Source organism: Pedobacter sp. D749, assembly GCF_019317285.1.
In the GTDB taxonomy this organism is placed as follows: Bacteria; Bacteroidota; Bacteroidia; order Sphingobacteriales; family Sphingobacteriaceae; genus Pedobacter.
This window is the reverse complement of the sequence record NZ_CP079218.1, coordinates 5,831,303-5,843,246: the sequence shown is the minus strand read 5'-3', so window position 1 is coordinate 5,843,246 and position 11,944 is coordinate 5,831,303. Positions and strand designations below refer to the sequence as shown.

Genomic DNA, 11,944 nt, shown 5'->3' with positions numbered 1-11,944 from the left:
TGCGATTTCTATAATTTATTGGTTTACAGTACCTATTCGAATTAAAGGGATGGTCCGTTTAGGGACTACGAATATTGAGAAAATTATCAACATTTTAAACAAAAATCTCAAATAAATCGTAACGTACTGATAAGGAATATAGTAGCCCAGTTAACCTCAATTTTTTATGTTGATAACTATTTATTAACACTGGTTATCCACATTAACTATCATTTAATACCAACGCCCCCAATCATCACTTCGAATAGCTGTTGAAAAAGCAAAATCCAAGCCATTTTAAGCACTAGTTAAGCGTTTTAGCCTTTTTTAATCCGAATAACCTGTAAATCAAAGCCATAAGATGAATAAATAATATCAATTGAGGTCGATCGCCCAAATTGTTTTTGTATTATTTCATTATACTTTGTTTTTGTATGAATTTTACTACAGTTTAGCGCATAATTTTGATTTCAATGAAACAAGATATCTATTCATTTTTATGATCAATAACCAAAAGTAGAATACCTTAAAATCTTAACCTGAATGAAGCACAAGGATCAGGGTGTTTAAGTTGCTTAATAAACACCAAAAGTACTTCTAAACACATCTGCAATTTCGCCAAGGGTGGCATATTTTTCAACGGCATCAATAATCAAAGGCATGAGGTTGGCTTCACCTTTTGCAGCTTCGCTCAATTGCTGAAGCGCTTGCTCTACCACAACCCGATCGCGGATTGATTTTAGCTCATCAAGCTTTTCAGATTGCAACTTGCGGATCGAATCATCGATATTAAATACCTCGGTTAAACCTTCCTCCTTCTGTGTAAACTTATTCACACCTACCGAAATCCTTTCGCCGCTTTCGATTTCTTTTTGATATTGATAAGCTGCACCAGCAATCTCATTTTGCATATAGTCGCTTTCGATAGCATTGACAGAGCCACCCATAGCGTCTATCCTATCAATATAAACCCAGGCAGCAGCTTCAACTTCATCTGTTAGGCTTTCCACAAAAAACGATCCGGCCAATGGGTCTACAGTATCGGTAACACCACTCTCGAAAGCAATGATCTGCTGGGTACGTAAAGCAATCTTTGCTGCAGATTCTGTTGGAAGTGAAAGCGCCTCATCGTAGCCATTAGTGTGTAAAGACTGGGTTCCACCTAAAACCGCAGCCATGGCCTGATTGCTTACCCTGATCACATTATTTAGTGGTTGTTGCGCAGTTAAAGTCGAGCCTCCGGTCTGGGTATGAAACCTTAACATTTGGGCTTTTTCATCTGTAGCTCCCAAATCTTTTGTAATTTTGGCCCACATCCGTCTTGCTGCCCTAAACTTGGCGATTTCTTCAAAGAAATTGTTGTGGCAGTTGAAGAAAAACGACAATCGTTTCGCAAAGATGTTAATATCTAAACCTTTATCTAAAGCAGCTTTTAAATAGGTCTTGCCATTAGCCAATGTAAAAGCAAGTTCTTGCACAGCGGTAGAGCCAGCCTCACGAATATGGTAGCCAGATATGGAAATGGTATTCCATTTCGGCACTTCTTTGCTACAAAACTCAAAAATATCAGTAATTAAACGCATTGATTGCTTTGGCGGATAGATATATGTTCCCCTTGCAGCATATTCTTTTAAGATATCATTCTGTATTGTACCCGAAATCTGCTTTAAATCTGCACCTTGTTTTTTGGCGAGCGCAATATACATGGCCAGTAAAATCGAAGCCGTTGCATTAATCGTCATCGAAGTTGTAATGTCTTTCAGCTCAATGCCATCAAATAAAATTTCTATATCCTTTAACGAGTCGATAGCTACACCAACCTTGCCTACTTCGCCATCAGCCATTTCATGATCGGAGTCGTAACCAATTTGCGTTGGAAGATCAAAAGCAACAGATAATCCTGTTGTTCCCTGAGCCAATAAATAATGATAACGTTTATTTGATTCTTCAGCAGTCGAAAACCCAGCATACTGCCGCATCGTCCACAAGCGACCTCGGTACATATCCTTCTGAATCCCCCTCGTAAAAGGAAATTCTCCAGGCAGTTCTTCCATTGGCTTCGCTTCGGTATAAAGCGCCTTTATTTCAATCCCCGAAGTAGTAGTGTGCTTTTTCTCGCTCATTTGGTTAGTTCATTAGTCCAGTGGCCATTGGTTAATTGGTCCAGTAGTGGTGTGTATTTGGGTTAACTGTACTCGAAAGCTAATTATTGAAACTGGTTAATCGGTTAACGGAATATGATGACCAGCAATTGCACAATCAATTAAACGATTGACCTTAAAATAGCTTATTGATATCTTTTTTAATCAGCCCGATCGTTAAGTCGTATGGGTTTTCATCTATACTGGCCATGTGCTGTAAAATAGCTTTACTCAACTCAATCCCATTTGCATCGGCTGGTAAACCTTGTACTGCATTATTAATCATGGCAATGGTATCGTCTTTTAATTTCCGTACCACACCCCAGGTAACACCATCTACATATAACTGTTGGGTGATATTATGTTGGTACTCTGAACGGATTTCATTTAAAATACCAGCTTGTAAAGTAGCAATCGCAATTCCTTGCTGGTGTAGGCGAACAAGCAAATTAGCTGGGTTAATACGATCGATAAATATAATTAAACGCTCGTGCGCCTGCAATCTTAAGGGTAAAATATGCGCCCGGCTCTCTTTATTCAGTTCAATATTTTTGAGGTCAAAAAATCGTTGAATATCGCTCTTTAAAATATAATAAACGGCCATTAGTGCAGCAAAAATGCCTACAAATAAGGTTACTATATCAATCAAAATCTGTTGGGTATTCATAAGTATTGTTTAATTACGGTAATATTAACGAACCGTTAAAAGCAAAAATGTGCATTATTATTTATATTTGTAACAGATAAAATTTAAATAACATGAGCACAACAGTTGATACAGCATTTGCACCGGTTACTTTTTCGGAAGGAGCAACTAAAGAGTTATATAAATTAAAAGATCAGCAGGAGATCGGTGAGGATTACGGATTACGCGTTGGCGTTGAGGGCGGTGGTTGCGCTGGTATGAACTACGTTTTAGGTTTTGATCAGAAAAAAGATGGCGATCAGGAATATTTTATTGAGGGCATTAAAGTTTTCATGAATAAAGCACACCAAATGTACTTAATGGGCATGATGATCGATTGGCAGGATGGATTAAATTCTCGTGGTTTTACCTTCGTTAACCCTAATGCAACGAGCACCTGCGGCTGTGGCACGAGTTTCTCGGCATAAATAAAATATTATTGTAACATATAGTGTAGTCCCCTTGTCTAAACATCGGGACTTTTTTTATTTTTACAAGCTTTGCCCGCCAAACGCTTACCGCAATACTAAATGAATTACAGAGAAAACATCAGACTGGCACTAGAATCTATTAAAGCGAACCGCTTGCGTACCATGCTTACTGCTTTGATTATCGCTATTGGCTTAATGGCTTTGGTTGGGATTTTAACCACTCTTGATGCTGTAAAGAAAAGTATGACAGATGCTTTTAGTAGCATGGGGGCCAACTCATTTACCATCAGAAACCGTGGTACAGGAATCAGGATTGGAAATGGAAAAAGACCAAAACCTTTTAAAGCCATCCGTTATGAAGATGCCGTTAAATTTAAAGATAGCCTGAATACGCCTGCCACTGTTGCAGTAAGTGTTTTTGCCAGCAACGGCTCTACCATAAAATATGGAAGTTTAAAAACCAACCCAAATATTAACGTTCAGGGGGTTGATGAAAATGGATTAGCCTCTCAGGGTTTAAATCTCTCGCAAGGAAGAAATTTTAGCGTTTCTGAAATACAGTTAGGAAGTAATGTTTGTATAGTTGGTGGCGAAGTAGTAGAAAAGTTGTTCAAAGACTCAGACCCTTTAGATAAACTGATCAATGTAGGCAATAACCGTTTTAAAATTGTTGGTATATTAGAGAAGAAGGGATCGAGCATGGGCTTTAGTGGCGACAGGGCTGTTTACGTGCCGCTGCTAAAGGCGAAGCAGATTAATGCCAATGCAAACCCATCTTACACCATCACAGTAATGGTACCTAGTAATGAGATGCAGGAAAACATTATTGGCGAATCTACTGCACTATTTAGAAATATCCGTAAGGTAAAGGTAAACGAAAGCAATAATTTCGAGATTACCAAGAGTGATGCCATTGCACAAACATTATTTGAGAACCTGGCCTTTGTGGCTATTGGCGGTGTTGCCATTGGAATTATTACTTTAATTGGGGCCTCAATAGGGTTAATGAATATCATGCTGGTTTCAGTTACCGAACGTACACGCGAAATTGGTATCCGTAAAGCGATCGGCGCAAACCCGAAGGTCATTCGTCGCCAATTTTTAATCGAGGCTGTAGTAATCTGTTTAATGGGGGGTGCCTTAGGTATTTTTCTGGGAATAGTTTTAGGAAACCTGATTTCTCTTGCTATGGGTGGCTCATTCCTGATCCCCTGGCTATTTATTATTGGTGGCTTTGTATTATGTGTATTGGTAGGAATCCTTTCCGGATACTATCCTGCTAAAAAAGCTTCAAAGCTGGATCCTGTAGAAGCATTGAGGTATGAATAACCCCCAGCCCCTAAAGGGGAGTTAATTGCAGGGAGTATATGGCAACGGTAAATCTATATTTTACCCTTCGTTTAGTTACAAAAAAGTTTTTTTTAAGATTTGTTATTACCGTCAGTGAGGCAAAGTCCCCTTTAGGGAATTTAGGGGCCTAAAGCAATGCATTATTCAATTGTGCCTGAGCAAGCAGTTGTTGCATTAATGGCATACCAAGGCTATCTTCCAGTGCTGCAGCATGTTTTAAATGGTGCATATCGCTGCCTAGAAAATCGACCATGTGGTTTTCCACCATTTCGCCTGCTGTTTTTTTTGCGCCAGCGCCATAATAACCTGTTAAGGCAATACCATTTAACTGCAAGAGGCAGCCGGTTTCTCTGATCTGACGATAACTCTCGAAGGAATTGTAGTAGTAAGGATAACGCTCAGGATGGGCCAGTACAGGTTTATATCCGGCATCCTGCATCAGCCTTATAAAATCAATCAGGTTTTGAGGAGCATTTACATAGGATAATTCAAACAGAAGGTAATTATCCCCAAAAGTTAACACCTCTTTTTGTCTGACCTTTTTTTCCAGAGTTTCATCCAGGTAATATTCTGCAGCGGCATCAACTTCCAAATCGAGTTCTATTTCCAGTAAGCCCTTTCTCAATGTGTCCAGGCCACGGTTAATAGTATCGGGTGTATTGCGGAAATAATCAGCCATAATATGCGGAGTGGCAATCAGCTTCTTATAACCTAAAGCTTTAAATTTTTTGGCCAGTAGAAAAGAATCATTCAGGGTCCGGGCACCATCATCAATACCCGGAATAATATGCGAATGCATATCTGTCCCGATACCAGAGAAATTAAATTTAGGCGCTATTTTTTTCTTTTTAAATAATCCGAACATATTTTAAATTATCCTGGTTCCTGTTTAATTTGTCCGATGCGTTTAACCAGATCGCTATTATCTTCTAACAATTGATTTTCTCTAATTGACTTAATGTGAAATCCATACTAAGGAGGTTCAAAAGTAATTTATCTTTTTTGTTTGGAGGTAAATTTAAAACTGCATTCTTTAATCCTGGAGATTTATTGGTTAACATAACGGAAATATAGTATTAACTGATCTCTTTTGGCAAATTACTGGCCTCTGCTGTACCAGAAAGTTTAGAAGAATAGATTTTACCAAGCAAGTGATTAAGATCTTCACTTAAATCGAACTGCAGGTCTTCGTGAAGTTTTTTGAATTTATTGATGGTTACCGCAACTGTTTTGATGTAATAGATACTAAAAAGCATCATAAAATCACGGTAACCAAAAATTGATTTTTTATAATCAAATGGAATAGCATTTAAGATAAAAAGTTTAAGTTCTACTTCCCCAACAGGATCTTTGGTTACCTTATAAAAGTGGTTAACCGAGGTGATCATTTTCCTGACTTTTACCAATGCCTCTTTGGCATTTAGCTTTTTCAGTTCCTGAACCTGTTCCTCAACATCAGCTTTAATCTTTTCTTTCCGATCTTCTAAATCGATTTCATTCTCTAATAATTTATAATGAAGGTGTTCAGTGAGCACTTTATCTTTAGCCACTAAGCGCAATAACAGCTTGTCCTTTTCTTTAACAGGCAGTTCGGTAATGGCAGTTTTTAAGTCTTTATGCTCTGATAACTTCATTTAAAAAGGGTTAGCCTTAATGTATTTTTCCCACTCCCAGGCAGAGCGCATCATTTCATTGATATCCAGATTGGCTTTCCAGCCCAGTTCGTTATTCGCTTTTTGTACATCGCCATAAATCTGAACAATATCTCCCGCCCTTCTCGGACCGATTTTATAATCCAGTTTTTCGCTATTTACTTTTTCGAAAGCGGCAATAATCTCTAAAACTGACGATCCTTTACCGGTACCGATATTGAAAACATCATAGTTACCGTTCGGGTTTCCATCTTCTAATTTTTTAATAGCAGCAACGTGTGCTTTTGCCAGATCAACCACATGGATATAATCGCGGATAGCAGAACCATCTGGCGTGTCGTAATCATTTCCGTAAACTGTAATCGGACCACGTTTTCCAATAGCAGATTGAGTAATAAACGGGACAAGGTTTGCCGGAATACCATTTGGCAGCTCACCGATCAAAGCAGTTTCGTGGGCACCAACCGGGTTAAAGTAACGCAAAGCGATTACACTTAAATCAGGTGTTACAGCAGCCGTTTCTGCCAGTATTTCTTCAGCGATCTGTTTGGTATTTCCATAAGGAGATTCTGCTTTCTGCACCGATGCAGCTTCGGTTACCGGTAAAGTGTCTGGCTGGCCATAAACGGTACATGAGGAAGAAAACACGAAATTAATTTTCCTGTTAAATGAAATTAGCAGGTTAATCAATCCATAAAAGTTATTCTTATAATATTTTAATGGTTTTTCTACCGATTCGCCAACCGCTTTTGAAGCCGCAAAATGGATAATTCCATCGATATCGTTGTGGTTTTCTGCAAATTCCTGTACCGCTTTTTCATCCTGAAGATCAATTTCATGAAAATCGAACCATTTGCCCGTAATGGCATTTAGTTGGTTTAAAATTTTGATATTCGAGTTTGAAAGATTATCTACAATTACAACTTCATATCCTGCGTTATGTAATTCTACAGCTGTGTGCGAACCTATATACCCTGTTCCACCAGTAACTAATATTTTTGCCATTTTAACGGTTAAATCTTTATGTTCTATTTTTTCCAATGCCTCTGAAGGCAATGATTTAAAGTATTCGTATGTAATTTTTAATCCTTCCGCACATCCAATTTTTGGTTCCCAGCCCAATTCTCCTTAGCTTTTGTAAATTAATTTCCTACCGATACTGTTATAATAATTGCCAAGATCATTTTTTTGCATCGTATAAATTCCAGCCATCAAAAATGATTTTATGTTTTATACTTTTTTATTTTGTTTAGCTATAGGCCAATCAGCGAAGTCTATTTATTCAGTTGAATATTAAGTAAAATCGCGAGGCGTCCATATATTTTTAAGCTTTTTAAAAATATTCGTTTTATCTTGGCACGAAGATATGAAATTACTTTACATCATCGGAATCTGGGCATATACTTTACTCATCAGGATATTCTCATTATTTAATCCTAAAGCCAAACTTTTTATCAATGGGCGCAAAAATATCTTTACCATAATTGCCCAAAAAATTAATCCTGCCGAAAAACATATATGGTTTCATTTTGCTTCTTTAGGCGAATTTGAACAAGGCAGACCCGTTTTAGAAAAAATAAAAACCCTTTATCCCGCGAAAAAAATTATAGTTACTTTTTTTTCTCCCTCGGGATATGAAATTAGGAAAAATTATGCACTGGCAGATGTATTTTATCTCCCCATTGATACTGCCACTAATGCTAAACGTTTTATAGCTTGCATTAATCCTGAAATGGCGATTTTTACTAAATACGAATTTTGGCATTTCTATTTTCAGGAATTAAAAGATCAGAGTATTCCTTTATATGTAATTTCCGGAATTTTCAGAGAAGGTCAGGCATTTTTTAAATGGTATGGCGGTTTTTACCGCAATATTTTAAAATCTGTTACTTACTTTTTCGTACAAAATAAAGAGAGTGAAAACCTTTTAAAATCAATCGGTTTAAATAATGTAACCATTAATGGCGATACCCGTTTCGACCGTGTTTACGAAAATGCACAATCACCAAAATCGCTTCCCCTCATCGAAGGCTTTATTGGCAACTCACCTACTTTAGTTTGCGGAAGCACCTGGCCTGAAGATGAGAAAATATTATCGGTCCTACCAGAAAAATACCCTAACTGGAAGTTTATTATTGCCCCACATGAGATTCACGAAAGCCATATCGAAAGTATAGAGAAACAGTTTTCAGTTAACAGTGTGCGGTTTTCAGTATTCAGTTCGTCTAATCAAACGCCAAACGCCGAACACCAAACGCTCATCATAGATAACATCGGTATGCTTTCCTCATTATATCAATACGGAAAAGTAGCTTACATTGGCGGCGGTTTTGGAACAGGTATCCATAATACTTTAGAAGCCGCAGCATTTGGTCTACCTGTAATTTTCGGGCCTAAATATGATAAATTTCAGGAAGCAAAAGATCTCATTGCTATTGGCGCAGCGAAAAGTATCAGCTCCACAACTGATTTAATTAATGCGTTTGAAGGTTTAATAGAAAATCAAGATGCTGCAGACCAGGCTAAAAGATATGTTGCAAATAAAAAAGGGGCAACTGATCAGATTATTTCGATGATTACGAAATCAGATCGGCCTTAGCAATTTTTTCAACAATTTCGGGGATACTTTGATCGATTGAAACCGTTACGACATCCTGCTCATCACCCAGTGGTTCTTCTAATGTATCAAACTGGCTTTTTAATAAGGTTGAAGGCATATATTGGTGAGAACGTTTAGTAATACGATCGTGAATTAAATCGAAACTCCCTTTTAAATAAACAAATCGGATGGTTGTATTATCTGTCCTCAGCAAATTGCGGTACGATTTCTTAAGTGCAGAACAAGCAATAATGCAATTTGTACCATGGGCCACATGTTGGCGACCAACTTTCGCAATCAGCAGTAGCCAATCTAAACGGTCGGCATCTGTTAAGGGAATCCCCGCAGCCATTTTATCTACATTCCGTTGCGAATGCAGGTTATCGCCATCTATAAACTCGGCATTTATTCTTGGTGCCAAAGCCTTTCCGATAACCGTTTTACCACTTCCAGACACCCCCATTAAAATGATAAAATTTGCCATCTTTAAATCTAAAACTATTTAACCATTCCGGCAAGTGCCTCAATAAAAACGGGGCTATCGTTCAAACTTTCTACCAACTGAACATGTTCGCCACCCAAGGCTTTAAACTCTTCATGGTATTCTACCGTGATTTCATAAAGCGTTTCTAAGCAATCGGCCACAAAAGCAGGACTAAAAACCAAAAGACGCTTTTTGCCTTCGGCAGCTAATTTTTTTAATACATCTGTAGTGTAAGGCTGCACCCATGGCTCTTTACCTAAACGCGATTGGAAACAAACGGTATATTGATCTCTCGATAGATTTAATTCTTTGGCAATTAACCTGGCCGTATCATGCCCCTGTGCAGAATAACAAAATTTATTGGTATCGTTTAATGTCTGACAGCAATCGGCACTTTTTAAACAGTAACTTCCGGTATGATCGCACTTTAACAACTGACGTTCCGGCAAACCGTGGAAACTGAATAACACGTGATCATAACTTTCTACGTTATGCTTTTTAGCATTTTCTGCAAAAACTTTAATCATCAATTCGTTATCATGAAAAGAATTCACAAACGAAATCGGTGGTACGGTTTGCCACTTGCTCACCAATTCCATTACCAGTTGCATTACCGAACCGGTACTCGCAGAAGCATATTGCGGAAACATTGGGATAACCTGTATACTTTCTACCAAACCTGCTTTTAAGTTTGCCAGCGCCGAAGCAATGGATGGGCTTTGGTAGCGCATAGCCAACTCAACATGGTAGTCGTCGCCTAATCTTTCCTGAAGCATTTTAGCTTGTAACCTGCTGTAAAACAACAATGGTGAACCATTCTCATTCCAGATTTCTTTGTATAATTTTGCAGTTTTGGGACTACGGAAGGGTACAATAATCCCTTTAACCAATAATGTTCTGTTCAACTTCGGAATATCGATTACCCTTTCGTCCATTAAAAATTGGTCCAAGTATTTTCTAACGTCAGCCGTTGCCGGACTATCAGGTGTTCCTAAGTTTACCAGTAAAATTCCCTTTTTGCTCATGTATACAAGAATATGTTTTGTGACGCAAATATCGCCTTTTTATTGCTTTTTATCTATGTTAAAAATATGATGGCCGACATTTTTCGGTCAAAATATATTGTATTTGTTTCTTATTTACTGGAAAAGCAAATGCAGCAAGTCTATTTAAGCGTAGCCCTGCCTTCCTTACAATCTTTTTGTAAATACCATCACTGATTCGAACATCACTATTACAAAAAGGATTTTCGTACAGTCAGGTTTATGAGCCTTGTTTTGTGCAGGTTTCTAACGTTTTTAAACCCTATTTAAGTGTGTTGTTGAAGTGCTGTCAGATGGCAACATCTGACAGCATAACTAATGATATTATCCCTTAGTTTTATAAAGTTGCCACCAGGGCATAGCTGGTTTTTGATGGTGTTCTAAATGATAACCAAAAAAGTAACAGGTAATAAATGCAACAAAATGGTTTTTCTGCAATGAAGAAGAATGGTATTCGTTATCATGTTCACCTTTGTGAGGTAAATAGGTTCCGAAATAAAACAGTTGAAAGGTGCTTAATAAGGATGGCAATACCCAAAATAACAGCAGATTCTTTTCATCAATCCAGATTTTCAAAACATTAAAAGCTATTGCCATAATCACCAATTGAATAATGGTGACATAATTTAGCATGAAACGGAAATACCATTTCCAAAAGCCATGTGGTGCAAAATCCGGATCATTTTCAGTATGTACATGGCGGTGGTGCTGGTGATGTTTCGCGTACAAACGATTATAAAAAAAGCCTGCGTAAAGAAAAACGGAAAGATAGCCAATAAAATTATTGGCCTTTTGGTTCGGCGATATCGTTCCGTGCATGGCATCATGAGCGGTAATAAACAAACCGGTGTACAAATGCATCTGAACAAAAACCATCAGATAAATCAAAGGATTGTTCCAGTTAAAATTCCAGTTCAACAAAAAAAAGAGTGATGTAAACCAGCAGACCATTACGGTTAACGCAACCAGAATTCCGGTATATGGGTTTACAGCTTTCAATTTATGGTTTTGTAGATTTAAAAATCCCTGTTCAATTGGCATATTACTCCTAAGCAAACAAAGTAAGTAGATCTTTAGTTCTTATAACTTGAATTTTAAAGTTTGTTGGAGTCATTTCACTCCACATCCAATTGTAATGTTCAATTACTTTAGGAGCAGTTAAATGTGGTCGGTCTGCAGTTGTATGGGCATCTTCTACAACAGTTACTTCATAATCTCTACTAATAGCCGATTTAACTGTTGCATCGATACAAAAATCGGTCGCACAGCCAGTAACAAATAATTCTGTAATATTACTTTTAGCTAGAAGATAATGCAAATTTGTGTTATAAAATGCATCGTTAGCTGATTTTGAGACGATATCATCTGTAGGACTGCTAACTAATTCTGGCAAGAGTTCCCAATCAGAAGTATTCGGTAAAAATATCTTTTCTTTAGTACCATCATGTTGTACAAAAATCACTTTATAATTATTCACTCTAAAACAATGTGATAATTTATTTATCCTCTCAATTACATCTAAAGTATCATAACGCAAAGTGTAAGGTTTAAAACTACCAATCTGCATATCTATTATCAAC

The 11,944-nt window shown here is 37.6% G+C and carries 12 protein-coding genes; 3 read left to right on the top strand and 9 right to left on the bottom strand.

Translation table 11 applies throughout. The features are described 5' to 3' along the window. Positions 1–554: 554 nt before the first annotated feature. Together KYH19_RS24105 and KYH19_RS24100 are read right to left on the bottom strand one after the other, a co-directional pair. The gene (locus tag KYH19_RS24105; RefSeq protein WP_219077072.1) at positions 555–2,102 is read right to left on the bottom strand and encodes a methylmalonyl-CoA mutase; all 1,548 of its coding nucleotides are present in this window, start codon (positions 2,100–2,102) and stop codon (positions 555–557) included. A 154-nt stretch (positions 2,103–2,256) separates the two neighbouring features. After that, complete coding sequence (locus KYH19_RS24100) at positions 2,257–2,787, bottom strand: hypothetical protein (protein ID WP_219077071.1); 531 nt, start codon at positions 2,785–2,787, stop codon at positions 2,257–2,259. A 92-nt stretch (positions 2,788–2,879) separates the two neighbouring features. On the opposite strand from KYH19_RS24100, the gene KYH19_RS24095 reads away from it, so the two are divergent. Next, on the top strand, positions 2,880–3,233 hold the full coding sequence (locus tag KYH19_RS24095) for an iron-sulfur cluster assembly accessory protein (RefSeq protein ID WP_121287812.1): 354 nt from the start codon (positions 2,880–2,882) through the stop codon (positions 3,231–3,233). A 102-nt stretch (positions 3,234–3,335) separates the two neighbouring features. After that, a complete protein-coding gene (locus tag KYH19_RS24090; RefSeq protein WP_132403490.1) occupies positions 3,336–4,565 on the top strand; it encodes an ABC transporter permease in 1,230 nt (409 codons plus the stop codon). Positions 4,566–4,713: 148 nt separating this feature from the next. Here KYH19_RS24090 and KYH19_RS24085 read toward each other — a convergent pair whose 3' ends face one another. The 3 genes from KYH19_RS24085 to galE form a co-directional block, all read right to left on the bottom strand. After that, positions 4,714–5,451 (bottom strand): tyrosine-protein phosphatase, encoded by a 738-nt coding sequence (locus KYH19_RS24085; protein WP_132403493.1) that lies wholly within the window; start codon positions 5,449–5,451, stop codon positions 4,714–4,716. Between the two features lie 211 nt (positions 5,452–5,662). Next, on the bottom strand, positions 5,663–6,220 hold the full coding sequence (locus KYH19_RS24080) for a hypothetical protein (RefSeq protein ID WP_219077070.1): 558 nt from the start codon (positions 6,218–6,220) through the stop codon (positions 5,663–5,665). Then, complete coding sequence (gene galE / locus KYH19_RS24075; RefSeq protein WP_219077069.1) at positions 6,221–7,243, bottom strand: UDP-glucose 4-epimerase GalE; 1,023 nt, start codon at positions 7,241–7,243, stop codon at positions 6,221–6,223. 361 nt (positions 7,244–7,604) lie between these two features. Here galE and KYH19_RS24070 point away from each other — a divergent pair, with 361 nt between their 5' ends. Further along, positions 7,605–8,837, top strand: coding sequence for a 3-deoxy-D-manno-octulosonic acid transferase (locus KYH19_RS24070; protein ID WP_219077068.1), 1,233 nt, complete (start codon positions 7,605–7,607; stop codon positions 8,835–8,837). Here the strand turns inward: KYH19_RS24070 and KYH19_RS24065 are convergent. The 4 genes from KYH19_RS24065 to KYH19_RS24050 all read right to left on the bottom strand — a co-directional run bounded on the left by KYH19_RS24065 (position 8,815) and on the right by KYH19_RS24050 (position 11,943). Beyond that, positions 8,815–9,321, bottom strand: coding sequence for a gluconokinase (locus tag KYH19_RS24065; protein WP_219077067.1), 507 nt, complete (start codon positions 9,319–9,321; stop codon positions 8,815–8,817). The two genes, KYH19_RS24070 and KYH19_RS24065, sit on opposite strands and share 23 nt — an antisense overlap. 14 nt (positions 9,322–9,335) lie before the next feature. Continuing rightward, positions 9,336–10,346, bottom strand: coding sequence for a ferrochelatase (hemH, locus tag KYH19_RS24060; RefSeq protein WP_219077066.1), 1,011 nt, complete (start codon positions 10,344–10,346; stop codon positions 9,336–9,338). Positions 10,347–10,688: 342 nt separating this feature from the next. Beyond that, entirely contained in the window at positions 10,689–11,363 is a 675-nt protein-coding gene (locus KYH19_RS24055; RefSeq protein WP_255562517.1) for a fatty acid desaturase, read from the bottom strand. A 49-nt stretch (positions 11,364–11,412) separates the two neighbouring features. Next, positions 11,413–11,943 carry an isochorismatase family protein gene (locus tag KYH19_RS24050; protein ID WP_255562647.1) on the bottom strand — a complete coding sequence of 177 codons (531 nt, stop codon included), beginning with the start codon at positions 11,941–11,943 and terminating at the stop codon, positions 11,413–11,415. Position 11,944: the final 1 nt, after the last annotated feature.

Bases quoted from the DNA above. Each gene is read 5' to 3' on its own strand.
- KYH19_RS24105 (WP_219077072.1), bottom strand. From the start codon at position 2,102: ATGAGCGAGAAAAAGCACACTACTACTTCGGGGATTGAAATAAAGGCG.
- KYH19_RS24100 (WP_219077071.1), bottom strand. From the start codon at position 2,787: ATGAATACCCAACAGATTTTGATTGATATAGTAACCTTATTTGTAGGC.
- KYH19_RS24095 (WP_121287812.1), top strand. From the start codon at position 2,880: ATGAGCACAACAGTTGATACAGCATTTGCACCGGTTACTTTTTCGGAA.
- KYH19_RS24090 (WP_132403490.1), top strand. From the start codon at position 3,336: ATGAATTACAGAGAAAACATCAGACTGGCACTAGAATCTATTAAAGCG.
- KYH19_RS24085 (WP_132403493.1), bottom strand. From the start codon at position 5,451: ATGTTCGGATTATTTAAAAAGAAAAAAATAGCGCCTAAATTTAATTTC.
- KYH19_RS24080 (WP_219077070.1), bottom strand. From the start codon at position 6,220: ATGAAGTTATCAGAGCATAAAGACTTAAAAACTGCCATTACCGAACTG.
- galE (WP_219077069.1), bottom strand. From the start codon at position 7,243: ATGGCAAAAATATTAGTTACTGGTGGAACAGGGTATATAGGTTCGCAC.
- KYH19_RS24070 (WP_219077068.1), top strand. From the start codon at position 7,605: ATGAAATTACTTTACATCATCGGAATCTGGGCATATACTTTACTCATC.
- KYH19_RS24065 (WP_219077067.1), bottom strand. From the start codon at position 9,321: ATGGCAAATTTTATCATTTTAATGGGGGTGTCTGGAAGTGGTAAAACG.
- hemH (WP_219077066.1), bottom strand. From the start codon at position 10,346: ATGAGCAAAAAGGGAATTTTACTGGTAAACTTAGGAACACCTGATAGT.